22 protein-coding genes, 1 pseudogene and 1 riboswitch are annotated in these 26894 nt (G+C 43.1%); of the genes and pseudogenes, 6 read left to right on the forward strand and 17 right to left on the reverse strand.

Features of this window, described 5'->3' with window-relative positions:
• Positions 1–57 precede the first annotated feature (57 nt).
• The 6 genes and pseudogenes from ACT3QR_RS03250 to ACT3QR_RS03275 form a co-directional block, all read right to left on the reverse strand.
• A complete protein-coding gene (locus ACT3QR_RS03250; RefSeq protein WP_444519964.1) occupies positions 58–549 on the reverse strand; it encodes an acyl-CoA thioesterase in 492 nt (163 codons plus the stop codon).
• Positions 550–601: 52 nt separating this feature from the next.
• A complete protein-coding gene (locus ACT3QR_RS03255) occupies positions 602–1636 on the reverse strand; it encodes a hypothetical protein (RefSeq protein ID WP_444519965.1) in 1035 nt (344 codons plus the stop codon).
• Positions 1637–1696: 60 nt separating this feature from the next.
• Entirely contained in the window at positions 1697–2698 is a 1002-nt protein-coding gene (locus ACT3QR_RS03260; protein WP_444519966.1) for a uroporphyrinogen-III synthase, read from the reverse strand.
• A 106-nt stretch (positions 2699–2804) separates the two neighbouring features.
• Positions 2805–3839 carry a hydroxymethylbilane synthase gene (hemC, locus tag ACT3QR_RS03265; protein ID WP_444519967.1) on the reverse strand — a complete coding sequence of 345 codons (1035 nt, stop codon included), beginning with the start codon at positions 3837–3839 and terminating at the stop codon, positions 2805–2807.
• 228 nt (positions 3840–4067) lie between these two features.
• Positions 4068–4813 (reverse strand): annotated as a pseudogene (locus tag ACT3QR_RS03270) (LytR/AlgR family response regulator transcription factor).
• Positions 4814–5142: 329 nt separating this feature from the next.
• The gene (locus ACT3QR_RS03275; RefSeq protein WP_444519968.1) at positions 5143–6168 is read right to left on the reverse strand and encodes a histidine kinase; all 1026 of its coding nucleotides are present in this window, start codon (positions 6166–6168) and stop codon (positions 5143–5145) included.
• Positions 6169–6407: 239 nt separating this feature from the next.
• Here ACT3QR_RS03275 and argH point away from each other — a divergent pair, with 239 nt between their 5' ends.
• Together argH and ACT3QR_RS03285 are read left to right on the forward strand one after the other, a co-directional pair.
• The gene (argH, locus tag ACT3QR_RS03280; RefSeq protein ID WP_444520102.1) at positions 6408–7781 is read left to right on the forward strand and encodes an argininosuccinate lyase; all 1374 of its coding nucleotides are present in this window, start codon (positions 6408–6410) and stop codon (positions 7779–7781) included.
• Between the two features lie 316 nt (positions 7782–8097).
• Positions 8098–8388, forward strand: coding sequence for an oxidative damage protection protein (locus ACT3QR_RS03285; RefSeq protein ID WP_057757820.1), 291 nt, complete (start codon positions 8098–8100; stop codon positions 8386–8388).
• Between the two features lie 100 nt (positions 8389–8488).
• On the opposite strand, the gene phoU is transcribed toward ACT3QR_RS03285, so the two are convergent.
• The 5 genes from phoU to pstS form a co-directional block, all read right to left on the reverse strand.
• On the reverse strand, positions 8489–9271 hold the full coding sequence (gene phoU, locus ACT3QR_RS03290; protein ID WP_444519969.1) for a phosphate signaling complex protein PhoU: 783 nt from the start codon (positions 9269–9271) through the stop codon (positions 8489–8491).
• A 117-nt stretch (positions 9272–9388) separates the two neighbouring features.
• Entirely contained in the window at positions 9389–10309 is a 921-nt protein-coding gene (gene pstB / locus ACT3QR_RS03295; protein WP_444519970.1) for a phosphate ABC transporter ATP-binding protein PstB, read from the reverse strand.
• A gap of 77 nt (positions 10310–10386) precedes the next feature.
• The gene (gene pstA / locus ACT3QR_RS03300; RefSeq protein WP_444519971.1) at positions 10387–11292 is read right to left on the reverse strand and encodes a phosphate ABC transporter permease PstA; all 906 of its coding nucleotides are present in this window, start codon (positions 11290–11292) and stop codon (positions 10387–10389) included.
• A 61-nt stretch (positions 11293–11353) separates the two neighbouring features.
• On the reverse strand, positions 11354–12307 hold the full coding sequence (pstC, locus tag ACT3QR_RS03305) for a phosphate ABC transporter permease subunit PstC (protein ID WP_444519972.1): 954 nt from the start codon (positions 12305–12307) through the stop codon (positions 11354–11356).
• A 209-nt stretch (positions 12308–12516) separates the two neighbouring features.
• Positions 12517–13683: a phosphate ABC transporter substrate-binding protein PstS gene (pstS, locus tag ACT3QR_RS03310; protein WP_444519973.1), complete on the reverse strand. Its 1167-nt coding sequence runs from the start codon at positions 13681–13683 to the stop codon at positions 12517–12519.
• Positions 13684–13975: 292 nt separating this feature from the next.
• A riboswitch (TPP riboswitch) is annotated at positions 13976–14120 on the forward strand.
• Positions 14121–14368: 248 nt separating this feature from the next.
• Between pstS and thiC the strand changes: the two genes are divergently transcribed.
• Positions 14369–16495 carry a phosphomethylpyrimidine synthase ThiC gene (thiC, locus tag ACT3QR_RS03315; RefSeq protein ID WP_444519974.1) on the forward strand — a complete coding sequence of 709 codons (2127 nt, stop codon included), beginning with the start codon at positions 14369–14371 and terminating at the stop codon, positions 16493–16495.
• 96 nt (positions 16496–16591) lie between these two features.
• On the opposite strand, the gene ACT3QR_RS03320 is transcribed toward thiC, so the two are convergent.
• The gene (locus tag ACT3QR_RS03320) at positions 16592–17482 is read right to left on the reverse strand and encodes a fructose bisphosphate aldolase (RefSeq protein ID WP_444519975.1); all 891 of its coding nucleotides are present in this window, start codon (positions 17480–17482) and stop codon (positions 16592–16594) included.
• A gap of 175 nt (positions 17483–17657) precedes the next feature.
• Positions 17658–18506, reverse strand: a complete 849-nt coding sequence (locus ACT3QR_RS03325) for an EamA/RhaT family transporter (RefSeq protein ID WP_444519976.1) — start codon at positions 18504–18506, stop codon at positions 17658–17660.
• Positions 18507–18875: 369 nt separating this feature from the next.
• On the opposite strand from ACT3QR_RS03325, the gene ACT3QR_RS03330 reads away from it, so the two are divergent.
• The 3 genes from ACT3QR_RS03330 (at position 18876) to ACT3QR_RS03340 (ending at position 22405) form a co-directional block, all read left to right on the forward strand.
• Complete coding sequence (locus ACT3QR_RS03330; protein WP_444519977.1) at positions 18876–20798, forward strand: ABC transporter ATP-binding protein; 1923 nt, start codon at positions 18876–18878, stop codon at positions 20796–20798.
• 78 nt (positions 20799–20876) lie between these two features.
• Entirely contained in the window at positions 20877–21767 is an 891-nt protein-coding gene (locus tag ACT3QR_RS03335) for an alpha/beta fold hydrolase (protein ID WP_444519978.1), read from the forward strand.
• Between the two features lie 20 nt (positions 21768–21787).
• On the forward strand, positions 21788–22405 hold the full coding sequence (locus ACT3QR_RS03340) for an alpha-ketoglutarate-dependent dioxygenase AlkB family protein (RefSeq protein WP_444519979.1): 618 nt from the start codon (positions 21788–21790) through the stop codon (positions 22403–22405).
• A 63-nt stretch (positions 22406–22468) separates the two neighbouring features.
• Here ACT3QR_RS03340 and ACT3QR_RS03345 read toward each other — a convergent pair whose 3' ends face one another.
• The 4 genes from ACT3QR_RS03345 to ACT3QR_RS03360 all read right to left on the reverse strand — a co-directional run bounded on the left by ACT3QR_RS03345 (position 22469) and on the right by ACT3QR_RS03360 (position 26721).
• Positions 22469–23311, reverse strand: a complete 843-nt coding sequence (locus tag ACT3QR_RS03345) for an EcsC family protein (protein ID WP_444519980.1) — start codon at positions 23309–23311, stop codon at positions 22469–22471.
• Positions 23312–23511: 200 nt separating this feature from the next.
• Positions 23512–24537 (reverse strand): NADP-dependent oxidoreductase, encoded by a 1026-nt coding sequence (locus ACT3QR_RS03350; protein WP_444519981.1) that lies wholly within the window; start codon positions 24535–24537, stop codon positions 23512–23514.
• A 122-nt stretch (positions 24538–24659) separates the two neighbouring features.
• The gene (locus tag ACT3QR_RS03355; protein WP_444519982.1) at positions 24660–25415 is read right to left on the reverse strand and encodes an endonuclease/exonuclease/phosphatase family protein; all 756 of its coding nucleotides are present in this window, start codon (positions 25413–25415) and stop codon (positions 24660–24662) included.
• Between the two features lie 193 nt (positions 25416–25608).
• Positions 25609–26721: an AOC03_06830 family ribosome hibernation factor gene (locus ACT3QR_RS03360; RefSeq protein WP_444519983.1), complete on the reverse strand. Its 1113-nt coding sequence runs from the start codon at positions 26719–26721 to the stop codon at positions 25609–25611.
• Positions 26722–26894: the final 173 nt, after the last annotated feature.

Below are 26894 nucleotides of genomic sequence, written 5' to 3' on the forward strand. Positions count from 1 at the left end.
TTTAATTCAAAATAGCTTTTTTGAAGAAATGAACAAGCGATTTATATAGAAACTAACCTAAAGCTCAGGTATATGGCCAAACTCAGCTTCTAGTGCTAGCAGCTGTTGACGCTCTGCTGCCGTCCACGGCAACTTACTTTTTCCATCATTATCAAGACGTACTACCACGGCTTCTGCTGTAGCAACAACGGTCTCTTGCGCAGTACTATAATAACTATACTCCATCGCCATACTCGTATTGCCTAAACGCTTACAACGAACCCCTAATAACAACCTATCAGGATAAGTGACTGGACGTAAATACTGACAACTTGACTGGGCTAAAACAGTGACCATACTGCCGTCAAACATACCTAGCGCTTGCAAATAACTTATGCGTGCTGACTCAGCGTAACGATAGTAAACCACATTATTCAGGTGATTGAAGGCATCCATCTCGCCCCACTGTATCGGCTGATGATGGATAACAGGATAATGAGCTAATGATTCAGGGCGGTGTTCGTTTACTGTATCAGATATAGATGTTGAGCTTTCATTAGAATGGGTCATTGCTTACCTTACGTTTTATATTTTCTGTATTAGCTATTGTGACTAGCTTTCGTTAGCGTTGAGGCTTGTCTAAGATTTCTGTCGTCAATAATGGCGTTGGTTTTGGAGCATGAGCAATCAACTGATTTAGCCATACAATTACTTCTGGTATGTCACTCGGTGCGTTCATTGTCTCAAGATTTTTTTCACCATCAACTGGTTTTTCATCAGCTTGTACAATTCCAATCGCACCAGCTTGTGCTGACTTTTTATTGTCGCTAACTGATGCCTTAAGCACCAACGTTTTCAATTGTTTGCGTGCTTGCGTTAAGTAGCTGACAAGTTGGTCTTGCTTACGCATATTGCTCGCTTGGCTTGCTAAATTCAATGTCATAATGACTTCATGGATAGTGAGCTGCCGACGCGTTAAATTTGTGTCGCTAGTCGCTGAGGTATCAGTAGAATCGCTTAATTTTAGCTGCTGTTTATTCTCAGTAGCTGCATCTACCAGCTCTCGACGCTGTAAGTCGGTGCCTTCATAACTGTCCAGACGCTCATGACTGTGTAAAAACTCCTGAATATTTTGAATCGCAAGATTTTGTATTTGCCAAGGACTTGGCTGTGAGCTTTGTGCTTGCAGACGCTCAATATCTTTAAGCAAACTTTGCTTAATAACGATGGTTAACGCAGGCGCAATCTCATTACTACTTTGCGACAACTGCCAATGCAGACCTCGCAATAACTCAATCGCTGCACTGTCATTACTATCTACCAATAGCCTATCAGCAGCTTTAATTTGTATACGCAATAGGTCTAACTGATTTTGAGCTTGGCTACTGGCTTTAACTCTAGGCTCTGGCAGCGTCTGCTGACTCATGGCAAATAGACGATCATCCATTTCGTTTAGTCGACTAATTACTTGCTCATTACTCTGCAAACGATCATTGACACTATGTTGGAAGCGCTGTTGGCTAATATATAGCCACAACAAAGCAGCGATCAGCACTAAGATAATTAACCATTGTATCCGTAGCAGCAAAATATTTGCCTGCCGGCGCTGCTGAACAGTAGAAGGATCCTTAGATAAGGACTCAGAATTCATTGACATAAGACAGTACCGTCATTGGTATAGATAAACATATTTACAGCAAATAAGAGGTTTAAGATATTATATTTCAGAATTGATGGCTGAGAGAATCGTGTCTGGCGATAAATCTTCTACTCGCCAGTAACTTAACTGCTGTGCTGCAACCATACCGGCCAAACGTTCACCCAGTACAACGTAAGAAAAGTCTTTCAACGTAAGCGGTAGACGCTGTGCTGTATCAACCGCTTCATCAGCAATTTGCTCTTTTTCCACTGTTTTTGACTGTTTGCCATCAACGATATTTGACCAATGCTCAAAAGCTGCGGCACTACTGATTACGACAATGGGCTTTGTCTGCTGTGATAGAGCGGTATCTAACGTAGTATGATGAGTCAGATACGTTCGCTGCCACTGCTTATATTGAGCCTTTGCATCGATAGGCATCGTACGCTCGTACCAAGCAATACTATCAATATGTACACCGCGCGCCTGCAATGTATCAACCAATAATCGCCGTCCACCAAGTCCGCGCCAGATTAGCAATTTATCGCCTGCTTGTAAGCTATCGATTTCAGGCATTGCTAGCATGCCTTCGTTATTGGCCGTCTCAGGCTGAAGTATTTGATAATCTGTTGTATCTATATTTACCTGACTAAACTCTGCCGCTGTTGCTTCACCAACCGCAACCAGAGGACTAGGTAGTGACAAACCTTCTGACAATCTCTGCACATATTTGCCATTACTATCTTTCGCTTTGTATTTACGCTTTTCATGGTCAAGTGACTGCCAAGCGGCTAGCCCCGAAGTCGCTGCAGTTGGACTGACGATAACAAGCGCTTTGTACTCCCCCGCCAACCACTGACGCATTAATGCAATATCTAGATCAGTTGTTGGACGTGGTCGTAGCGTCAACATTGGCAGCTCAACCACTGTCAATCCTGCCGCTTGCAAATGCTGCGTCAACGGTGATGCTCGCTCTACTGGGCGAGTATTGATGACAATTTTCGGCATGACTTTTGACTTCTCATTAGAATAATTCTTATGAGAAGTTGTGTATGCAGATTGAGTTGGCACTGATGACATCGATATACCATGACAAAAACGAATGAAAAAGGCTTAAGTATATAAAAATGGCTGATGCTTAGATCAGCCTATCTTACGGTTAATCCAAATAGCGACTGTACTTTTACTACTCAGGCTGATAGATCGCTGACAAAATAGCGCCTGCACCATCGGCAAGTAGCATTTCTGCAACATCGATACCCAGTTGATTGGCTTGAGCCTCTTGCTCATTTTGTGTCCCAAACAACGTAACTCGTTTGTCCGCTTTCAATAGCTCGCTACCATCGGCCTGACCCACTCGACCGCGTAGCCATAGCACATTCCCGCTGTCGTTATTGCCGTTATCACCATTGTTATCATTATTAACACTGGTTTCTTCTGCCGTCTGCAGAACTGCATAAGCGGCGATCGGTACTTGGCAGCCGCCCTCTAAATGACGGTTCAGAGCACGCTCAGCGATAAGTCGAATACGGGCTTTATCATCATTGAGTGGTGCAAGTAATTTGAGGACTTCTTCATCACCTTCACGGCATTCGATTGCTAAGGCACCTTGTCCAACTGCAGGCAAGCAAGCTGCGATATCTAGCTCACCGCGTACTCTTTCGTCCAGCTCAATACGCTGCAAGCCGCTAGTTGCCAGAATAATGGCATCGTATTCACCAGCATCTAGCTTGCCCAAACGAGTGCCGACATTGCCGCGCAATGTTTTGATCTGCAGGTCAGGACGATAGGCTTTGATCTGGCATTGACGACGTAAACTTGATGTCCCAACGACTGCACCTTGTGGTAGCTCATCAATACTATTATAAGTGTTTGAGACAAAGGCATCTGTTGGTGAGGCGCGTTTACAGTAGACGCCTAATGTGAGGCCTTCGGGAAGCTGCATCGGTACATCTTTTAGCGAGTGCACTGCAATATCGGCTTGCTTGTCATACAGCGCTTGCTCAAGCTCTTTTACAAACAATCCTTTACCACCGATTTTGGCCAAAGGCGTGTCCAAAATCTTGTCACCCTTAGTGACAATTTTTAGTAAATTAATCGTCAGATTGGGATACAACGCCAATAAACGATCGCGAATATGCTCGGCCTGCCATAAGGCTAAAGGACTTTGACGTGTAGCGATGTTTAAAGTAGTCAAAACAGGTTGCTGTAGATTGCTCATAAAAGGCCTCAATAAGTTCGATACTCATACTATAATGGCTATTGTCCCAATGTCAGTACTGTTCATATTTATACTGATCAAAATCGATATTGCTCGATAGGACAAATTTGCCCAAGAATAGCTAACTCAAATGATTAATAGTAGATGCTGACGCAAAAAAATACCCCTATTTAAGCATAAATAAGGGTTTGATGATATGGAATGATTGGTCGCTATCAGGATAGCCTATTACATGCTTTGGATTTTATCACGTAAGGCAGGTAAGTGACGACGGCTTACCGCTAGCGTCTCATCAATACCTTTGAAACGTATCTGATACTGGCCTGCGTCTAGAGTTTCTAAGAAATCCAAATAACTTAGATTGATAATGGCGTTTCGATGTACTCGAAACAGGCGATCATCAAACTCCTGCTCTAGCTCTTTTAACGTCTCATCAATCAATACCATGCCGTCTTTGTGACGCACTTTGACGTATTTTTGATCTGCTGCAAAATAATAGATATCTTTTAGCTTAATCAACTCAACACCACGATGTGTACGAGCAGCAATATGCTCACGTATCGGACGTGCTGTCGGATCTTCAAGCTTGCGAATTTCATTCAATTGAGCAGCGTTCAGACTCTTTGCTTTATTTAATGCCTCTAATAGCTCATCTTTATTTGCAGGCTTTAATAAATAGCCAATTGCATTGGCTTTTAACGCTGCGATCGCATAATGGTCGTATGCCGTCACAAATATAATCGCTGGTGGGCTGGTGGATGCTCAAGTTTGGCAAGTTCTTGAGCACAGCGCACGCCGTCCATTTCAGGCATTCGAATATCTAATAATATAATATCTGGCTGCTGGGTTTTTACAGCGACGATGGCTTCTGCACCTGTTGTGGCCTGAGCAACTACCTCATGGCCTGACTCCTGTACAATTCTCACCAAGCGCTCACGCGCTAGGGGCTCATCATCACAAACTACGATACGCATGCAAACTCCCATCCAAGGACATACTTAATATTTTATGTAATAATATTACGGCTATATTAGCACTCATTATCAATCACTTAGGATATAAAATCTAAATTATTTAATAAAATTCTGACGAAAGCTACCAGTTTTTATAGCGGACAATATACTCCTGCTATCGGTAGATTTTATATGGTGTAATTGTGTTTCACGGTAGTTATGATATTACTTATTCGTAATCATTATTTATCAAGCATAAATTATGACGTCTATACATAGTGATGCAATAAGTATGCCATATAGGCTTTTGAAAGGTAAAAGAATGGAGAAAGCTAATAAAGAACAGTAAGTTATAAACCGACGTCTTGTAGAGGATAGTCGATGATGGTGATAATTTGAGTGCTGGCTACCGAGCTTTGAATGTCAGCACTTTGACCAAAATGGGCACGCAAACGATCAGCTTGAATATAGAAATTCATATGCTGGCGCAAATCATGATTGATAATTAATGTCTTTTTGGGAAGCGCAACATCAATCATAATTTTAACTCGGTGTTGTTCCCATGTGACTTCGATATTGATACAGATAGTTTCTGTGGTCATCTCTACCACATTGAGCAGTATTTTCTCTAGCACACTCTGTAGTGTTAGCGCAGTGATAACCATGTCATACATGATATCTTCATCAGGTAACGTCCAATTGACTTCGAGCTTGTCTGCTAGTCGACTGGATTCAATCGCCAAATAATGCTCACAAAGGCTAATCTCTTCTTCAAAACTAATCTCGCGTGTACCACTAAAACTAGCACGGAACAATGCAGAGACGTGCTGTAATAAGATAGCGGCTTTTGGCGGGTTCGATTCAATCAGAGATACGAGTGTGTTGATAGTATTAAAGAAAAAGTGCGGGGCCGTACGGGCTTTTATTAGATCATTTTGCGCAGTCAATTTATATTCAAAGGACAGCTTAAGTGCATTGAGCTCACGGTAGCTACGCAAAAAATATAATAAGAATACAGTCGTAAAACCGCCAGACAACACTGTATTGAGCACGATATTCAATACAAACGTGCGACTATCATATGCTAGCCAACCGAAATTAATCATAGATAATGTGACTAACGCCATCGAAACTGCAGCAGCAAACATCAGTAACAGTACAATCCGCATACTTACGCTAAGAATACTGGCATTTTTAAATGCAGGGCGTAGGTAGTCAACTAAATACAGTGAGGGAATAACTGTTAGAGCGTTTTGAATGAAACTACGTACAAACTGAATCATGAAGTCTGACCAAGTGGCTAAGCTATGGCGCTCCATTACCGTTAGGAACAAGGACCAAAAAAAGATATATGTCAGCCACTGCCAAGGCCTCATGATTTCCATGAGTTTAGGAATAAAAAACTCTAAGCGTGTAGCTAGTAAGGCAACCTCATCATTTGCTATACTCGAGTTCTTATTCTTTTGACTTGTCTTGTACCGATATGAACGCCAATTCTTCAAAACCTAGTAATCCTGAATCAAGTAAAAGTTCATCTGACTCTGATTTTAGCACAGATGTTCCTATAACAAGTACCACAACGCAGACTGCGCCTGCTAGTAGCCAAGGCCAACAAATGTGGGGCGGACGCTTTAGCGAAGCGACAGATAGCTTTGTTGCCGCATTTACTGCCTCTGTAGGCTTTGATCAACGCTTTGCCCGTCACGATATTCAGGGATCCATTGCGCATGCAACGATGCTAAAAGAATGTGACATTTTAACTGCTGATGAAGTTGCCACCATTATCGATGGCCTTCAGCAAGTATTGCGCGAGATTGAAGCAGGTGAGTTTAACTGGTCGATCGCCCTTGAAGACGTGCACATGAATGTCGAGTCACGTTTGACTGACATTATAGGCGCCGTTGGTAAAAAGCTACACACTGGTCGTAGCCGTAACGATCAGGTAGCCACAGACATTCGCCTATGGTTGCGCGAAGAGACTGATAATATTATTGAGTTATTGGTACGTCTGCAAAGTGGCTTACTTGATTTGGCCGAGCAGCATACCGATACCATTATGCCAGGCTTTACCCATTTGCAAACCGCACAGCCGGTCAGCTTTGGCCATCATGTGATGGCATGGTTTGAGATGTTGTATCGCGATACTGAGCGTCTTGTCGATGCACGTCGCCGTATCAATCAGATGCCACTTGGTAGCGCAGCGCTTGCTGGTACAACTTTCCCAATCGATCGTACCATTACTGCTGAATTGCTAGGTTTTGAAGGTATCTGTCAAAACTCACTCGATGCCGTTTCAGACCGTGACTTTGCGATTGAGTTCACTTCAGCGGCTTCTATCCTGATGATGCATATGTCACGCATGAGCGAAGAGATTATTCTTTGGATGTCAGCACAATTTAATTTTGTGCAGATACCAGATCGCTTCTGTACTGGCTCATCAATCATGCCACAAAAGAAAAATCCTGATGTACCTGAGTTGGTACGCGGTAAAACAGCACGTGTCTTTGGTCAGCTGACGACCTTGCTTAGCTTGATGAAAAGCCAGCCACTCGCCTATAACAAAGACAACCAAGAAGACAAAGAGCCTTTGTTTGATTGCGTTGATACGTTGACAGGTTCGCTATTAGCGTTTGCTGATATGCTACCAAATATTACGCCAAACAAGGAAAGTATGCGTGCCGCTACGATGAAAGGTTATGCGACTGCGACTGACTTGGCAGATTACTTAGTACGTCAAGGCGTGGCATTCCGTGACGCTCATGAAGTCGTTGGTAACGCTGTTGCTTTAGGCATCAAAGAGGGTGTTGATCTAAGTGATTTGTCATTGGCACAGCTACAGCAATTTAGCGATGCCATCGGTGAGGATGTCTTTGATTATCTAACGCTAGAAGGCTCATTAGCAGCTCGTGACCATTTGGGTGGCACTGCGCCAAACCAAGTCAAGCAAGCAGTAGTCAATGGCCGTGCTCGCTTAAAAGCCTTTGCCTAATCAGTACTTTTTAATAAGATCTAACTTGCCAATATACATTTAACACCCGCTATTTATGCGGGTGTTTTGATTTGCTTTATGACTTCTATTGGTTTAGCCAATGTCGTTTTCAAAATTTCACCAACTTTGACAACCTAGATAAAAACTTTAAACGTAGATAGTATTTGCCATATATCAGTCACCAAATACTTTATGACAAATGGATAGAGGCTTAACGATATACATTAGTACCCTTTGCTAAATCTACCAAGACCGTTATCATAGACTCATATGATATTTGATTTAACCACTTAATATAATGAATAAGGAATGCCTTATGACTGAGACTTTTAACCCTCAAGCAAATACTGTGTTTTGTCGTAAATATAAGCAAGATTTACCAAAGATGCCGCATCCACCCTTCCCTAATAAAAAAGGTCAAGAGCTGCAAGAGACCGTATCTGAAAAGGCGTGGAAAGAATGGCTTGAGCATCAAACGATGCTTATCAATGAGAATCATCTAAGCATGATGGATCCTGCTGCCAAAAAGTTTTTAACAGAGCAGCGTGATAAATTCTTGGACAATGAAGACTATGAGCGCGCACAAGGCTGGACACCAGAAAGCTAGTATTTACGCGCTTTTTGGCAATCACATTTAGTAATTATAAAAAAACGCGCTTACTATAGCGCGCTTTTTTATTATAAGGTAAAAAGTATAGTACTTCCTATCAGCCTTCATCACTATCTGACGTTTCAAGCTCACTGGCTGACAGTGTGCCAACTTGACGAGCAGCCAAGCGATCATTGGCTTCCTGTACCGCTTTTTCGACCATGGCATAGTCTGAATGACGCACATCTTGCCCACTGATATAGTTGATCACTAGCTCTGCGACATTTTGTGCATGGTCACCGATACGCTCAAGCGAGCGCAGAATCCACATGATATTGATGACTTTTGAGACTTGTCTGGAGTCTTCCATGATATACGTCATTAAAGCACGAATAGCAGATTGGTATTCGTTATTGACCACACTATCATTGCGCATGACCTCAAATGCTTGTTCAGCATTCGATTGGCTAAAGGCTTCTAATGCGTTGTTGAGCATCAGGCGAACTTGATTGCTCAAATGCTGAACTTCCGCGTAACCATATGCTGACTTGCCTTCTGCCGCTATTTTACTAGCCATTCGCGCTATTTTTACCGCTTCATCGCCGATACGTTCCAAATCAACCACACCTTTACTGATTGACATGACTAAGCGCAAATCACTGGCAGTTGGCTGGCGTTTGGCTACCAATAGTAAAATATGCTCGTCGAGTTCGACCTCCATTCGATTGATATCGAAGTCCATATCGATGACCTCTTGTGCTAGAGTTTCGTCTTTATCGATAAGAGCGTGAATAGCTTTGGCCACTTGGTTGGCAGCACTATCACCCATGTATAAAAATAAACGAATGGCTTCATCAAGATCTTGGTCAAAACTTTTAGAGATATGCTTATCACTTTGCATGAGAGGTATTCCCTGAAATACATGTTTTAATAGCGCGATGTGCTTGTGAATTTAGAAAGTCGGCTCATGACATGCTGGTCAGCTTTGTCTGCTTACCGATTTCAATCTCAATCAACGTTAGCCATAACGACCTGTAATATAGTCTTCCGTCGCGGTTTGGGTAGGTTTGGTAAATATCTGATCGGTCTCACCCATCTCAATCATATCACCCAAATACATATACACCGTGTAGTCAGATACGCGTGCGGCTTGCTGCATATTGTGAGTGACAATAGCAATGGTGTAGTCGTTTTTCAGATCTTCGATCAAATCTTCGATAGCACCAGTTGAGATAGGATCTAGTGCTGATGTCGGCTCATCAAGCAACAGCACTTCAGGCTTGGTCGCGACGCTACGTGCGATACACAGACGTTGCTGCTGGCCACCTGATAACGACAGTCCTGATGCTTTTAGCTTGTCTTTCACTTCTGGCCATAGTGCTGATTTTTTCAGTGCCCACTCTACGCGATGATCCAGCTCGGCCTTGCTTAGTTTTTCATACAGTCGTACACCAAAGGCGACATTGTCATAAATTGACATCGGAAATGGCGTTGGTTTCTGAAAAACCATACCAACTTGTGCACGTAGCAAGTTCACATCAATGTCTTTACCCAAGATGTTTTTGCCATCTAGATTTATACTGCCTTCTGCACGCATACCAGGATATAGATCATACATACGGTTAAAAGTACGTAATAACGTAGACTTACCACAACCTGAAGGTCCAATAAAAGCGGTCACTTTTTTATCGGCAATATCGATATTAATATTTTTTAATGCCTGAAAGTCATCGTAATAGAAGTTTAGATCTCGAACTTCCATTTTTGCCGCAGGCATGTCTTTAGGGATGTCATGAACGGTTTGTTTATTAAAATCATTGGCATTTGGCTGTTGTGCTTGCGTGCTCGTAGACATGGCTCGATTCAATAAATTGCCAGTTGTCGTATTGAATGTATCAACCGTGCTTTTAGTGCGTTTTTTACTTGCGACATCATTCATAATTTATCCAACCTAGCTCAATTAATTTCATATAAATATAAGTAAATACTTAGGGTACTACGGTTTGCTACCAGACTTTATCTGGGCTGACCTCTACCACCGATAAATCTTGCTAAAATATTTAATACTAAAACAGACGCTGTGATAAGTAATGCTGCTGCCCAAGCCAGCATATGCCAGTTATCATAAGGACTCATCGCAAACTGGTAAATGGTGTTGGGTAAGTTGGCAATAGGCTGACCCATGTCTGTACTGAAATATTGGTTATTAAGCGCCGTGAACAGTAACGGTGCGGTCTCACCAGTAATACGAGCAAAGGCCAGTAATACCCCTGTGGTCAATCCAGCTCTAGCCGCTTTTATAGTGACTTGCGTGACCAGCTTCCATTTAGGAGTACCTAGTGCATAAGCGGCTTCGCGTAAGCTATTTGGTACTAAGTTCAGCATGTTTTCTGTCGTACGTACGACGACAGGGATGACAATCAATGCCAATGCCAACGCGCCTGCCCAACCAGAGAAACTTTGACCTTTTACCATCAGTGCATAGATAAATAGACCAATCACAATCGATGGTGCTGATAGCAAAATATCATTTAAAAAACGAGTTACCTTGCCAAGCATACTGCCTTTAGAAAATTCAGATAAATAGATACCGGTCATAAGGCCAATCGGTGCACCGATAAACAAACCTGAAAATGCGAGCATGACTGAGCCGACAATCGCATTGCGTAAACCACCAGCACTCATAGGCGGCGGCGTATCAGCAGTAAAAATTGGTAGCTGTACCATGCCCTGAAAGCCTTCGACAAACAAAGTCACCAAGATCCATGACAACCAAAACAAGCCAAAAATCATCGCCGACATCGCAAAGCCTAAACCTAACTTGTTGGTCAAGCGACGCTTGTTATAAAGACTTTGGTTGTAGCGGGTAGCGCCGTTTGGCTTAGTTGGTAGTGGTGCATTGATCGCATTGTTAGCAGGCATAATGTTTATTTCCCATATCTTTTATCAGTATCTATCAAGGTTCAATAAATCAGTGACAGACTTATCGGTTACCTGCTTTGTGATCCATGCGCATGAGCATCAGTTTTGCTAAAGACAGCACGATGAAGGTGATGACAAATAAGATTAAGCCCAAATGTAATAAAGATGCCAGATGTAACTCACTCGACGCTTCAGCAAATTCATTGGCCAAGGCCGAGGTAATCGTCACACCAGAAGTAAATAGGCTTGGACTGATATTAAACGCATTACCAATCAAGAAAGTAACTGCCATCGTCTCACCCAATGCACGACCAAGTCCCAAAATCACACCGCCAACGACACCAGCTTTGGTATAAGGCAGGATAATTTTGAACATGACTTCCCAAGTCGTCGCACCCATACCATATGCTGACTCTTTAAGTAAATCTGGTACAACAGAGAAAACATCGCGCATGGTGGCAGCGATGAACGGTATGATCATAATGGCAAGCACTAGGGATGCGGTAAACATGCCCAGTCCCATAGGCGCACCCGCAAATAGCTTACCGACAATAGGTAAAGGGCCGATATGCTCAATGAACCATGGCTGAATGTGATCACCAAAGAATGGCGCAAACACGAACAATCCCCACATGCCATAGATGATAGATGGGATACCAGCCAATAACTCAATGGCGATACCAAGGGGCTTTTTAAGGAACTTAGGACACATCTCGGTTAAAAATATAGCAATACCGAAACTGACTGGCACAGCAATAACAATGGCGATAAATGAGGTAATTAAGGTACCGTAAATAGGTGCTAATGCACCGTATTCATTGGCAACCGTGTCCCAATTATTACTGGTATAAAATCCCAAACCAAACTCTTGAATACTCGGCCATGCTCCAATAATTAGAGACACCAAAATCCCCCCTAGAGATAGAAGGACGAGTATGGCAAACGCTTTGGTAGAATTCACAAATAAAGCGTCATAACGTTTTTGTTTAGCCAGTTGGGACCTTAAGTCTGTCATAAGTGTCTCAGCATTGAATGGGATGAATCGAAATATCAAAAAGATGTATCTCAGGTTTTAACACAACAAACTTAAACGGTATGAGTAAACATATCTATCGAGATGTATTCAACAAATTTGCTGTGTTAAAACCTCTCAAACAACTACCGGAGAATAGTTATTCGAGAGGGTAACTTGTCGGATGCTAAATAGTATTTAGCAGAAACAAATTACTGAGCTGGCTTGTAGACAGGTTGTCCATCACTACCTTGGACTTCATTCCACTTCTCTTTGAACAAGGCTACTGCCGTGTCAGAAAATGGTACGTAGTCTAATGCCATAGCATCATCATCACCTTGGCTATAAGCCCAGTCAAAGAAGTTCAACACGCCAGCGACTTGCTGAGGATTTTCTGGTTGCTTATGTACCAAGATAAAGGTCGCAGCAGCGATTGGCCATGCTTGGTCAGTCTCAGAGTTGGTGATGACCTTATAGAAGCCTTCTTGTTGTGACCAGTCAATATCACCTGCCGCAGCAAATGTCTCAGCAGATGGCTGTACGATGTTGCCAGCTGCATTTTCTAGCGCAGTATGTGACATTTTGTTTTGCTTAGCGTAAGCATACTCAACATAGCCGATAGAGTTTTTCATGCGGTTTACGTAGCTTGAAACACCTTCATTGCCTTTACCACCTGCACCAGTAGCAGAGGTCGGCCATTTGACGGTTTTATCAACGCCAACGGTGTCCTTCCAGTCTGGTGAAACCTTGGCAAGATAATCAGTGAAGTTGAAAGTCGTACCTGAACCATCTGAGCGGAAAACCGTTGTGATTGCTGCGTCTGGCAAGGTCAAGTCTGGGTTCATGGCTTGAATAGCAGGGTCATTCCAGTTACTAATTTTACCCAAATAGATATCGGCCAACGTTGTACCATCTAGCTTTAGTGCACCTGGCTCAACGCCATCAATATTGACGATTGGTACCACACCACCGATGACTGTTGGGAACTGAATCAAACCTGCTTCGTTTAACTCTTCAGGCGTCATTGGTGCATCAGAAGCACCAAAATCTACTGTTTTTGATTGAATTTGTTTGATACCACCAGATGAACCAATCGACTGATAGTTAACTTGGCCGCCGGTCGCAGCATTGTAGTCATATGACCATTTCGCGTAGATAGGCTGCGGGAACGACGCACCTGCACCTGTAATATTCATAGCAATATTTTCAGCAGATTTAAAATCTGACGTAGCAGAAGATGCTGTTTGAGAGGTTGTTTCAGCTGTTGTCACAGCGCTACTGCTAGTGTCAGCAGTTGGCTCTGTCGTATCTGTTGACTGATTACACGCCGTAAGCATTAATGTACAACTGACGGCCACTGCTAATAACGAATAACGCATGTAAGACTCCTGAAGTTTAACAACGGTATAAAAAAGCATTGCTTGTGATATGCGTGTTATCTTGCCAAATCTTTATGACACTTTAATGACAACTTCTAGAATCCTTCATTCGTTTTACATAATATTTGAACAATTTGTCTACAGCCTAGTAATACTAAGCACCCTCACCTATTAACATCAAAAAAATTATTCACGAAAATATTGAACCGTGTGTTTGACACAGAATATTTGTATCCAAATACCATTAGCCGTTGGTACAGAATTTTGTTAGTATGAAGGCTGATTTACAACACTGACAGACTCGGGGTGCGGTGTATTTTTGGCTCACTTTATTAAACTTGCTTTATTAAAGTAGTCGGCTTGATACATTCGCTGAGAGATCACCCGCCGAACCTGATGCGGTTAGTACCGACGCAGGGAAGTCTTAAGCACTTTGTTATTTATGACAAAGGGCGCGTAGAAATACATTTTTATCATCACTACTGTCTTAATATGCGTGATGCATAATCAGACAAGAAGAGAGGATATCAAGCTGCGTCCAATATTTGATGACCACCATGCGCGACGATACTTTTTGGTCGAAGTTGTGTGTTCATGATATAAACTTGTCTAGATGATAGATGCCTACCCCCGCAGATACTGGCGGTGTTGATTTTATTCAAAAACCAACACGCTAGGACAGCATATGACTACTGCAGACACCACCTCAATTGCACCGAAAGCCCAAACGCATAACCCAGCCGACAACACAACGCTTGCTTCAAATGCTGCTGACACGAACAACGTCAAAGCAGATAAAAAAGCAGATGCGCTAAAAACCCCAGCCCACCGTGCCGCAAGTGATGCCCGTTTCGAAGAAGATGCGCGCGACTTGCATCGTACCTTACCTGCCTCAAGAAAAGTCTATATCGAAGGCTCAAGACCTGACATTCAAGTACCGATGCGTGAAATTAGCTTGGCTGATACGCCTGTTGGCGGTGCTGGAGATAAAGACGGTGAGCATAATCCGCCATTTTATGTGTATGACACCTCAGGTGTATATACCGATCCTAATGTCGAAATTGACTTGACTAAAGGTCTACCAAAACTACGTGAAAGCTGGATAAATGAACGCGGTGATACCGAGCAGTTAAGCGGACTGTCTAGCTCTTACGGACAAGCTCGTGCCCGTGACATTACCACCGCCAACCTTAGATTCGCTCATATCGACAAACCAAGCCGTGCCAAAAATGTCGATGGAAAAGCTGGCAACGTCACACAAATGTACTACGCGCGTCGCGGCATTATCACCCCCGAGATGGAATATATCGCTATCCGTGAAACGCAAAAGCAGCATGAACTGACCGATATGCGTCAACACGATGGCGAAAGCTTCGGCGCCAATACGCCTCAAATCATTACTCCTGAATTCGTTCGTGATGAAGTGGCGGCTGGACGCGCGATTATCCCAAACAACATCAACCACCCTGAATCTGAGCCGATGATCATCGGGCGCAATTTTTTAGTGAAAATCAATGCCAATATCGGTAACTCAGCGTTGGGTTCGTCTATCGATGAAGAAGTGTCCAAAATGACGTGGGCCACGCGTTGGGGTGCGGATACCATTATGGATTTATCGACAGGTAATCACATTCATGAAACCCGTGAATGGCTAATCCGTAACTCACCTGTGCCGATTGGTACGGTACCTATTTATCAGGCTCTAGAAAAAGTTGATGGCGTTGCTGAAGATCTAACGTGGGAGATATTCCGTGATACGTTAATCGAACAAGCAGAGCAAGGCGTAGATTACTTTACTATTCATGCTGGCGTACTATTACGCTATGTACCACTGACCGCAAAACGTCTGACAGGTATCGTCTCTCGCGGTGGTTCTATCATGGCGCAATGGTGTCTAGCCCATCATAAAGAAAGCTTTTTATATACGCATTTCGAAGACATCTGTGAAATCATGAAACAGTACGATGTGGCCTTTAGCTTGGGTGACGGCTTGCGTCCTGGTTGTTTGCAAGATGCCAATGATGAAGCACAGTTTGGCGAGCTACGTACGCTTGGTGAATTAACCAAGGTGGCATGGGAGCACGATGTACAGGTGATGATCGAAGGCCCTGGACACGTCGCGATGAACCGCATCAAAGAAAACATGGACTTGCAACTTGAGCTGTGTGCGGATGCGCCTTTCTATACTTTAGGGCCATTGACGACAGACATCGCCCCAGGCTATGACCATATTACTAGTGCTATTGGTGCAGCGATGATTGGTTGGTTTGGTACAGCGATGCTATGCTATGTCACGCCAAAAGAACACTTGGGCCTACCGAATAAAAAAGACGTCAAAGATGGCATCATCACCTATAAGATTGCTGCGCACGCTGCTGACCTTGCTAAAGGTCATCCAGGAGCACAGGCTCGTGACAACGCACTGTCTAAAGCACGTTTCGAATTCCGCTGGGATGATCAGTTCAATCTGGCGCTCGATCCTGATACTGCACGCGAATATCACGATGAAACGTTGCCGAAAGACGCACACAAATCGGCACACTTTTGCTCCATGTGTGGCCCTAAGTTCTGTTCAATGAAAATCACTCAAAACGTGCGTGAATATGCAGCAGGACTGGATAAAGATGCTGCCAACCAAAAAGTAACGCCGCAAACAGGTGACTTAACTGACGCTGGTCATCTAATCAAAGAGGTAGATACAGAGCTTGTCAGACAAGTTGGTGAAGCCACCGCTGAGGAAATTCGCCAAGGCATGGCCGAGATGACTAAGAAATATAACAACGAAGGACGCCAGTTATATAAAGAGATATAGAGTTTTATAGCTCTGTTAAACAATAGTCCTACCAAAAGAAAAGCCCGAGCCTGACTGTCAGGCTCGGGCTTTTTATTTTTGGTTGATACCATACTACTAGACTTTCGACGCCTGATAAATCTCTTCGATAGAATTATTGATAGTGTCAGCAAACTCGCTATCGCTTTGTTGCTTACTCAAGCCTTCAGTAAAGGCGCGCGAGAAGCTCGCAATCATACCTGGGTTTTGTTTGAGCTTGGCACAAGCATCGCTGCGACTATAACCACCCGATAATGCCACAACTTTTAGCACTTTTGGATGGTCAATCAGATCCTGATAAAGCCCTGCTTCTTCTGGTAATGTTAGCTTGAGCATCACTTGATGTTCATTGTTCAAGCGTTCCAGATTGCGCAAAATATTTGCTTTTAGCAATAGCTCGCACTCATGCTTTTGAGTGCTATCAATATTAACCTCTGGCTCGACGATAGGCATCAAGCCTTTTGAGATAACCTGCTTAGCCACATCAAACTGTTGCTGCACCACAAGCTCGATACCATCGACGTTTGGCTCATAGATGACTGAGCGCATTTTAGTACCGAATACAGGGTAGTTTTTTGCTTTATCTAACAATAGATCTAGATTCGGCATTGGCTTCATAACTTGCACGCCGCTCATTTGCTCAGCCAGACCTTTATCTACCTTTAAGAATGGTACGATATTTTTATCTTCCCATAGGTAATTGGCAGTTGACTTGCCATTGACTTCGCGCTCCATGGTATCTTCAAATAAAATTGCACCAAGTACACGCTCACTATCAAAACAGTCACAGGTCATAATACGAGCACGCATTTCATGAACCAAATCAAACATGGCCTCATCATTATCATAAGCGTCGCTATTGACACCATAAGTCTCTAACGCTTTCGGTGTGCTGCCGCCACTTTGATCAAGAGCAGCAATAAAACCTGAACTATTTTTTATACGCTGTAATTGTTTACCATATTCCATTGAGCCTGCATCCTATTTTTATTGGTTAAGTTAAATATTATAAACTAAGCTTTTTTATTCCATACAAGCCGTGTTATTTGTAGATAACCTTATCATAGGATGATTTGTATGCCTATACAGGATACGTGACAATAAGCATGAAAATTATGAAAACAATATTTTTGAACAGAGTGCATTACGCCAAAAATAGTACCCCTACACAGCAGACTGCCAATACTAATCCTACTATATTGACACGGTTTAGCTGCTCTTTGAATACGCCGACGCCGATCAAAGTCGCCACTGCAATAACACCTACATTCATACCAGTGAAAACGATACTAGGAGAATCATGCAACACTTGGTGTGCCCGTACATAGGCGTAGATATTGCCCATGTTTAGTGCGCCGAGTAGTACACCTGTCATAAGCGCTTCTTTTTGCCAACGTACCCGTGTGGCAAGTAAGTAGATTAGCAGCAGTAACCCTGCTACGCCAAAGCTGACTAATAGAGTTAACGGAAAGGCCGCACCCTGTTTGGCAACTTGTTTAAATAAAATATCAATAATGCCGTAGCCTGACCATACCCCGAATAACCATAGTGGCGTATGCTTTACTTGCCGAGTAATATCATTATGCTGTGGTCGATAGACGAGCGCACCTAATGCCAGAAAACCTAACGCCAGTCCAAATATACGAGTACCAGTTAGCACCTCACCGAATAGCAAGAAAGCCGCTACGATAGGAATAATGAGTGATAAGCGCTGAGACGCGTCGGTTGCTACCATCCCCACCGCTTCAATGGCCCGTCCGAGAATGATAAATACGGCAGGTAATAGTATCCCAAGCGCGATGATGATGCCCCAAGCACTATCAAGCGCATGTATAGCCCCTACGTCAGGTTTTAGTAACACCCAAGTCAGTAAAAAGGCGACAGGGTAGCCTGCTACGATGGTTTGACGAATATCTATACTTTTCTGGCGCAATATTTTCAAAAGTACTGAGACGGCGACACTACATAGCACCGCAATTATTAAATACATCATTAACTGCTACCTTTTGAACTTCAACATTGAGTTATTACTATCTGCATATCGATAAAATGCATTAAGTGAAATATCTGCTAATCAGCTAATTTTTACAATGAAATCATATCTATAAAAGCAATATTTAAACTGTGAATAAGTTTGGATGTTGAATGTAACAAAATATGTTTTCTACAGCAATCTATTTATTATGGTTATAGCTGAAGTTTTCAAAACATAGCTATTCTTAAGTAAATTACAATTAGCATGCAGGTATGATTAGTAATTTTGCTAAAATAGCACCTAATCCCAATCACAAAAGTAAAGATTCTAGATAACGAGTCCTCTCGTTCATCTTGACGTACTGCTATTGATGTTTTATTACTGCCTATGAATGCTTTATTTCGCTTTTTTGAAAACCGTCTACCCGCCTTTCCAGACACACCTATGCCATTGCCATCACCTCGCGATGGCATGCTGAAATTTTTGTGGGCATGTACCAACGGCTTACGCGGCTGGCTACTAGCCTTTATGATTTTGTCCGCTGGTATCGGTATCTACGAGGCCATGCTGTTTGCTTGGATAGGTAATATCGTCGATTGGTTGGGCGTCTATACGCCGCAAAGCTTATGGGTAGAAAAAGGTGACATGCTACTTATCATGCTGGCTGTCATGATAGTGAGCCCATTGTGGATTGCCTTGTCATCGTTTATCCATTTTCAGACCTTGCAAGGCGTCTTTCCTATGCAGATGCGCTGGCGTTTTCATCAGCGGATGCTTGGGCAATCCATGCAGTTCTACCAAGATGAATTTTCGGGTCGTGTCTCAGCGAAGGTAATGCAGACAGCATTGGCAGTACGCGATACCGTGATGACTGTCACCGATATGTTTATGTATGTCTCTGTCTACTTTATCACCTCAGGGGTGATTTTATTTAATTTAGACAGTTTGTTACTCATTCCTTTTGTCGTTTGGCTTGTACTGGTTGCACTCACCATTTGGTACTTTATTCCTAAGCTCAAAGATACAGCGATTGTGCAGGCTGATGCTCGTGCCTTGATGACAGGGCGGATTACTGATGCTTATGCCAATATCATGACCGTCAAGCTATTTAGCCATTCGCGTCGTGAGCTGGGCTACGCTAAAAACGCGATGGGACAATTCCTAGGTACGGTACATGCACAAATGCGCTGGGTCAGCTATTTAGAGGTATCGACCCATCTTATCAGTGTAATCTTGGTCAGTAGTACGGCAGGTATTGGATTGTACTTGTGGCAACAAGGCACCGTTGGTGTCGGTGCCATTGCTGCTGCGACTGCTATGGCATTACGTCTAAATGGTTTGACGCGTTGGATTATGTGGCAAACAGCCAGCTTGTTCGAGAGTATCGGTACAGTTCAAGACGGTATGCGTACATTGTCGGCACCGCAGACGATCGTTGACAAACCTGACGCGCCAGCGCTAGCTGTCACGGATGGTCGCATCGTGTTTGACCATGTTGACTTCAGTTATGAGAATGACGAAGAAGACAATGGACAAACTGACAAGACTGTTGATGTTGATGGTACTAGCATCGCTAAGCATACTCCTGACTCATACATCAAACTATTAGATAACTTCCATTTAGATATTAAGCCGGGTGAAAAAATTGGTCTGGTTGGGCGTTCAGGTGCGGGTAAATCAACTTTGGTCAATTTACTATTGCGCTTCTTTGATGTCGATAGCGGTGAGATTCTGATTGACGGTCAAGCGATTGATGGGGTCACGCAAGAGTCGTTGCGCCAACAGATTGGTATGGTGACTCAAGATACCTCATTACTACATCGTACCGTACGTGAAAACATCGCTTATGGTCGTCCTGACGCTACTGATGAAGAGATTATATTCGCTGCCAAACAAGCTCAGGCGTGGGATTTCGTCAAAGACTTGTACGATGATAAAGGTAATACAGGACTTGATACCCAAGTGGGTGAACGCGGAGTCAAACTATCTGGCGGTCAACGTCAACGTATCGCTATCTCACGTGTTATGCTAAAAAATGCACCGATTTTACTTTTAGATGAAGCCACCAGTGCACTAGACTCTGAAATTGAATACGCCATTACTGAGAGCTTAAATGACATTATGACTGGCAAAACCGTTATTGCTATTGCCCATCGACTCTCTACTATTGCTGCACTAGATAGATTGGTTGTCATGCATCAAGGCCGCATCATCGAGCAAGGTAGCCATGATGAACTATTGGCACTAGATGGCGTCTATGCTCGACTGTGGCAGCGTCAAAGCGGTGGCTTCTTAGGTGAAGATAACTAAGACTCATCAGAAGCGAAACTACAAGAAAACAATCTACAAAAAATCACTCAAAATAAGTCACAAGGAAGTGTTTATTTTATGGAAGCATTCACAAACCGCATTGACCTTGGCGGAAAACAGGCACGCTACTACGACCTTAGCCAGTTTAATCCGCCGTTAGACTTAAGCTCTACTCCTCGCTCACCAGCACATTTTTATAGTGGCAATAGTTTTACCGTTGGCACCTACACGCCATTACTGAGCAAACTAGCCACTGAATTTGATATCAGTTCCCTTGCTCTACGTGGCTACTGGTATGATAAGCCGCAAAGCCAACGCCTCACGCGCGAGCAAGATGCTGATATGCTGATTGAGTTTTTGGAAAAGACACAAGACAAGCCTGTTGTAGGTATAGGTCATTCGCAAGGCGCAACGGCTACAGCGATAGCAGCTGCCAAATGTCCAGAGTTATTTTCGCAGTTATACCTGATCGAACCTGTCACATTTACCAAAAGCCAAGCCACCTTATATAACCTTTTGCCACGCCCTGTTCTACTGAGTCGCGAGCCCTTCAAAAGTACGTTAACTAAACAATCTACTTGGCCGAGCATTCGTAGTTATTATGAAAGCCTACGTGCGCAGCGCGCTTATAAACGTATCAGTGACGAGCACTTGCAAATATTTGCAGAACAAAGCCTGAGCAAAAATACAGATGATAGCTATAAGCTTATGTTTGCACCAGAACAAGAGCTGGCCAATTATTTTGGCGCACCTCATATCGATGCTGCGCTCAAAAAACTACGCTGTCCCTATACCTTGATTACAGGTAAGCCTACTCTATTCATCAATAATAAGGTACGAAAGCAATGGCAAAAATTTGTCCCAGATAGCAGTCTTATTTCTCTGTCAAATTATGGTCATCTATTGCCAATGGAAGCGCCTGAACTATGCGCTCAAATCATCAACGAGCACTACCAAAGTAGCAAATAAGAATGTAAAACGACTGATTTATGACTGATCTCTTTGCCCCTGCCCCTACAGATAACCTACTACCCTATAATGGTAAAGTGAACGATCTAGGAGTGCTTATCGATGATGCCACTACTCTTTATGATACTTTACTAAACGAGTTGCCTTGGCAGTCAGATATCGTGACGTTGTTTGGCAAAACACATATAACCACTCGGCAAATTGTCTGGATGGGAAACGAAAATGCTAATTACCAATATTCGGGACACGTGCGGCAAACCGTTCCATGGTCAGACGCAGTGTTTCACGTGAAACAGAAAATTGAGCACGCTTTGGCAGAAATCGATGTCATCGTCGACTTTAATACTTGCCTGCTTAATTATTATCCTACTGGCGCTGACGGTATGGGCTATCATGCCGATGACGAAAAAGAGCTCGGTCATCAACCAATCATAGCTTCCTTATCGCTTGGTGCCACACGCAAATTTGTTTTTAAACATAAAAAAACTCAAGATAAAGTCGAACTTTATCTTGAGTCTGGACAGCTCGTTGTAATGCATGGCGACACACAAAGATTTTGGAAGCACACTATCACTAAAACAAAGCAAGTCGCGACGGGCCGTATCAGTTTGACGTTTCGGCGCATGCTCAATGCTTAATAGCTACCCTCTCTACTATAACTCTATCTATGTTCTTGTAGATCATTTTACTACTTTCAAATCTTAAGATTTACGATCCAAAAAACGCTCGCGGTAGCACTGATAAGCAGCCTCACAGACACTGGCGGTATAACTGGCGTTAACACCACCAGCAACTACTGCACCTACGGCCGGAATGATTTGCGCGGCTTTTGCCTTAACGATATTGGTAGCCACCTTGGTTGCTGTTTGACGCAAGACCCGTGACATCACTTCTTCGTTGACTTTATTGAAGGCCAGCGTCTCTGGCTCCTTGACCATCGCATAAGTGTCATCTAACGCCGCTTGGCGTTCTTCAGCAGAATTAGACGTCGCTACCGCTAGTAGAGACATAGCAAACAGCTGCTCCCCTTCGTTATTGATATCAAACCCATAATAGGTCGCATACTCTCCAATTGCCCGAAGGTTAGTAGTAATTAAGGCCACCACATCAGCAGGAATCCCTGCCCAACCTACTACCCCTGTCGTAACTCCTTGAGCACTGGTCATTGCCACATATTTGCTTTTAAAATGTTTGACCTGTTTATCAGCCACTGCAATCGGTAAGCGTTCGATATCAGATAACGTCGTGATAGAGGTTCCTGCAATATCGGACTCATTATAATAAGCCTCAACGACATCCTTCGTGTTTAATGTCCAATTAGCTGCATCACTCAGCGTCGTAAAAGACTGTTCTGTTGCCTGCTTTAATGTTTCGCCAAACTGCGGCGCATTCATCAGTGCATCACCTGCCTCAACGATTGGCGTATTGATTACAGAGAGCGCTTTATCCAGTATGCTTTTATCAGGATGTTTCCACCCTTCTATATCTTCACGGACTTGTGCTTCATAAGCCATATGGTCGTCTGTTTTTTTATTAGCGTTCATATAGTTTCCTTTGTCATTATAGTTATCATACATACTCTATCCTATGATAAATAAAAGACAGCTGCAGGGATGTTCTGTTGTCGAAAATAAAAATTTTGTATGATTTGTTAGAGCACAGTTTTAGTTTGGTTCAACATCTACCTCGCTCGCAGCTCATAAAATGTACTGAACACTACCTACAGATCAATCCGTACAGATATTTATTTAGCGGCGTCTAAGACGATTTTGCCGAACGCATCACCTTTTTGTAATTCATGATGGGCCGCCACTACGTCTGAGAGTGGATAAGTTTTTTGGATTTTTAAGGTTAGCTTACCATTAGCCACTTGCTGTAAAACACGCGCCATGTCTTGACCACTACGCTGCGCCTTGTAGCCTGATACTTCTAGGTTTTTTTGCTCACCCGCTTCTTTGAGCTTATCCACCCAGATAGTCGGTAATACATTCACTCGAGCACCTGACTTAAGCACGCTAAGCGCACGAACACCTGCTTCATTACCGACTAAGTCTAGCAACATATGGGCTTGCAGATTAGGGAAGTCTTCATCTTTGGTATAATCTATCCAACCCGCTAGTTTAGAGACGTCGATTAACTCATCAAGCTTGGCATACTTCTCTGGTGAGCAAATTACTGTCACTTTGATATTATCTTGCGCCACTTTATTCATGAGTAACTGGATTAACAAATGACCGACACCGCCTGCAGGCGCATTAATGACCACATGCTCACCAGCTTTGATGTCCGCAAAATCTGCAAACTGTACGGCAGTTTGACCGATACAAGGTAGCGCACCTGCCTGCTCTAAGGTGACATTTTCTGGTACTTTCGCAAGCAACTTGGCATCTACTGCCACATATTGTGCATAACCGCCACCGCTAAAGGTCAAGGCCGCTACTCTATCCCCAACAGCAAACTCGTCGCTATTGCTACTGACTACTTCGCCCGATACATCGAATCCCAGAATAGCTGGCTGATCATTATCAAACTTGTCTTTACGGATATTTTCCGCACCCCAGCCTTTACCTTGACGAGTTTTATAATCGACAGGGTTGATACCAGCGTAGGCGATTTTTACCAACACTTGGTCGTCCTGTAGCTCAGGGATGGCGACATTATCTTGGTATTGCATGACTTCAGGTTCACCAAACTCGCGAATGAGTGCGGCATGCTGGGTGTTTGGTACTTGGGTTTGCGAAGCAGTAGAGTTGATAGACGACGTTGTCATAGTAGAATGTCCTTATAAGTGGTTTTTGGGTTTTGATTATTGTCTATTATATGTTGAGATGATACATGGATACCCTGCCTAGTCGGTGATTTTATGACAAGTACAAAGCTAGTAATACTTTGCTAAGGTAACACAAGCTCTGCGCTAATAGGCAGATGATCCGATAACGATGACCAAGGCTTTCCAGTATGTACCCAAGCATCTTTGACGGTTAAATTGCGCACATAGATACGATCTAAACTGAGTACAGGTAACTTGGCAGGAAAAGTCGGTAATAGCTTACCGTAACAGTGCTTAAATGCTTCTATCATACCTAACTCGGTGGCCAGTTTGTCACAAGACATTTTTTTCCAATCATTGAAGTCACCTGCCAAAACAAGTGGCTGATCCGATGCAATCTCATTTCGAACATAGTCACTAATCGCTTGATACTGCTTGATACGGTCCCGCTCAAAAAGATTAAGATGTGCACATAAGACGACCACTGGTCTCTCCCAACCCCAAGGTTGCACCTCACAATGTAAAACACCACGCTGTTCAAGACGATTTACAGTAATATTTACGTTGTGTTTCGGATCCAGCGGGAAGCGGCTCAACACCGCGTTACCGTGATGCCCATTATCATATTCTGAATTTTTGCCGTAGCTGTTTTGCAAATCTAAAAACTCACCAAACCATTCATGTTGAGACTGATCTGGATATTCGTTGTATTGCAGATTGCGTTTGAGATTTTGCCCCTGCACTTCCTGTAAGCACAATATATCAGCACCAGCTGCTTCTAGTGCTTGAGCAATACCTTGCATTTTTACTTGGCGATTCAGCGGTGACATGCCTTTATGGATGTTGTAGCTGGTTAAAACAAAAGAGGTGGTAGTCATAATGTGGTTCGTTGTACGCTCATTATTTATAGAGTAAAAATCAATAGCTCAGCTACGATAACACCCATAGTGATGGTAATGACAGACATAAAAAGAGCACTGGCTCATACTGAACCAATGCTCTCATATTACACCTATGTATTATTAATGGCTAATTCATAAATGAATATCGCGCATAGGTGTTATCTTCAAGTTAATAGCGAGTCACTAGCGCTATTGGCTGGTCTTCGCCCATGACGTCTTGTGGTATAAACACAGCTTCACCGCCATTGTGAATAACATGCTCAATGATTTCGCCGATTGCATCATCTGTAATGCCTTCTGCAGTAGCGTCGTTGGCAGGACTTAACGTCTGCGCTTTTTCATCGATTTTAGCAGACTGTATATAGCCACGGCGTACATAAAGCGTTTCGCCAGCACCTTGGAAAGCACTACGATACACTTCCTGTAAATCAGTCTGTAACATATTCGCACCGCGGGCTTTATCGATTTCACCCAATGCAGCTTTATGTAGTGATGTACGATACTCTTCCACAGCTTCTTGCACACTATCCACAATATGTTGAGCGCTACCATCTTCTAAGTTAGTTGCGTTTGACACTGTAGCAATGATGTTGTCTGGACGATCGCAGACTTCTTTGTAATAACCAATATTTTTTGCATCGCCAACGATGACAAGAGGCATCTTGTGCTCGCCCCACAGTTCTTGGACGCTTTTATCTACTTGGTTAAAGAATTCTTTCAAGTGATTGCTTTCATTATTTGATGAACGATCTGAGCCACCGTCACCTGTTATATATAGTCCGTTGTTTTCGACAGGGAACTGAATGTTCTCCATGTTGTTTTGTGCATCGTCATCTTTATCAAATTCTCGCACGACACGGTCGTTAGATGCCTCAATTAGACGAGCATTATCGCGAGTTAAGACCACGGTATAGTAATGAACGGCACTAGCCATATCACGAACCAAGTCACGAGTAGCAAATCTATCTGAAATCACAACGCGTTCTGTTGTATCGATTGGCATACGAACGACTTTCACGTCATCTGTACTAGCGAATATGGCTAAGGTGTCGAGGTTATAATTGTGATTAAGTTCACTGATTTTATTTTGGATATTATCTAGAATGGTGGTCGCTGTGCGTTTATCGTATTCATTGGTCAAACGCTCTTCGGCAACTTTTAGTTGATTTTTTAGAGCGATAGGATCCTGCTCGTTGGCTGGATGTTCACGATGTGTTTTAACAAAGATACTTACTGCAGGGTTAGCTTTTGTCTCACGTAAACTTTTAAGAGTCGCTTTCATATATTGCTCCTTGTTTTATTATCGTTCATTTTCAACTTTGTATATTTCTTTACTCATATACTTTTTATAAGTTTAAAAATATCTGAGTTTAAAAATCTCTATCCGTGTTTTTCTTACACCCTGTCGGTGCACTATTTTCAGATTCCATTATCTTAATGCTAACAGCTATACCC

The organism is Psychrobacter sp. AOP7-B1-25 (assembly GCF_052376195.1).
GTDB lineage: Bacteria > Pseudomonadota > Gammaproteobacteria > Pseudomonadales > Moraxellaceae > Psychrobacter.

What these genes read in the sequence shown, in the direction of transcription:
- ACT3QR_RS03260 (WP_444519966.1), bottom strand. Translation starts at nt 2,698, where the DNA reads ATGTCATCAGTGCCAACTCAATCTGCATACACAACTTCTCATAAGAAT.
- ACT3QR_RS03355 (WP_444519982.1), bottom strand. Translation starts at nt 25,415, where the DNA reads ATGACTACCACCTCTTTTGTTTTAACCAGCTACAACATCCATAAAGGC.
- pstC (WP_444519972.1), bottom strand. Translation starts at nt 12,307, where the DNA reads ATGACAGACTTAAGGTCCCAACTGGCTAAACAAAAACGTTATGACGCT.
- argH (WP_444520102.1), top strand. Translation starts at nt 6,408, where the DNA reads ATGTGGGGCGGACGCTTTAGCGAAGCGACAGATAGCTTTGTTGCCGCA.
- hemC (WP_444519967.1), bottom strand. Translation starts at nt 3,839, where the DNA reads ATGAGCAATCTACAGCAACCTGTTTTGACTACTTTAAACATCGCTACA.
- ACT3QR_RS03340 (WP_444519979.1), top strand. Translation starts at nt 21,788, where the DNA reads ATGACTGATCTCTTTGCCCCTGCCCCTACAGATAACCTACTACCCTAT.
- pstA (WP_444519971.1), bottom strand. Translation starts at nt 11,292, where the DNA reads ATGCCTGCTAACAATGCGATCAATGCACCACTACCAACTAAGCCAAAC.
- ACT3QR_RS03345 (WP_444519980.1), bottom strand. Translation starts at nt 23,311, where the DNA reads ATGAACGCTAATAAAAAAACAGACGACCATATGGCTTATGAAGCACAA.
- pstS (WP_444519973.1), bottom strand. Translation starts at nt 13,683, where the DNA reads ATGCGTTATTCGTTATTAGCAGTGGCCGTCAGTTGTACATTAATGCTT.
- ACT3QR_RS03335 (WP_444519978.1), top strand. Translation starts at nt 20,877, where the DNA reads ATGGAAGCATTCACAAACCGCATTGACCTTGGCGGAAAACAGGCACGC.
- ACT3QR_RS03320 (WP_444519975.1), bottom strand. Translation starts at nt 17,482, where the DNA reads ATGGAATATGGTAAACAATTACAGCGTATAAAAAATAGTTCAGGTTTT.
- ACT3QR_RS03325 (WP_444519976.1), bottom strand. Translation starts at nt 18,506, where the DNA reads ATGATGTATTTAATAATTGCGGTGCTATGTAGTGTCGCCGTCTCAGTA.
- ACT3QR_RS03275 (WP_444519968.1), bottom strand. Translation starts at nt 6,168, where the DNA reads ATGAGGCCTTGGCAGTGGCTGACATATATCTTTTTTTGGTCCTTGTTC.
- ACT3QR_RS03350 (WP_444519981.1), bottom strand. Translation starts at nt 24,537, where the DNA reads ATGACAACGTCGTCTATCAACTCTACTGCTTCGCAAACCCAAGTACCA.
- phoU (WP_444519969.1), bottom strand. Translation starts at nt 9,271, where the DNA reads ATGCAAAGTGATAAGCATATCTCTAAAAGTTTTGACCAAGATCTTGAT.
- ACT3QR_RS03330 (WP_444519977.1), top strand. Translation starts at nt 18,876, where the DNA reads ATGAATGCTTTATTTCGCTTTTTTGAAAACCGTCTACCCGCCTTTCCA.
- ACT3QR_RS03250 (WP_444519964.1), bottom strand. Translation starts at nt 549, where the DNA reads ATGACCCATTCTAATGAAAGCTCAACATCTATATCTGATACAGTAAAC.
- ACT3QR_RS03255 (WP_444519965.1), bottom strand. Translation starts at nt 1,636, where the DNA reads ATGTCAATGAATTCTGAGTCCTTATCTAAGGATCCTTCTACTGTTCAG.
- ACT3QR_RS03285 (WP_057757820.1), top strand. Translation starts at nt 8,098, where the DNA reads ATGACTGAGACTTTTAACCCTCAAGCAAATACTGTGTTTTGTCGTAAA.
- ACT3QR_RS03360 (WP_444519983.1), bottom strand. Translation starts at nt 26,721, where the DNA reads ATGAAAGCGACTCTTAAAAGTTTACGTGAGACAAAAGCTAACCCTGCA.
- thiC (WP_444519974.1), top strand. Translation starts at nt 14,369, where the DNA reads ATGACTACTGCAGACACCACCTCAATTGCACCGAAAGCCCAAACGCAT.
- pstB (WP_444519970.1), bottom strand. Translation starts at nt 10,309, where the DNA reads ATGAATGATGTCGCAAGTAAAAAACGCACTAAAAGCACGGTTGATACA.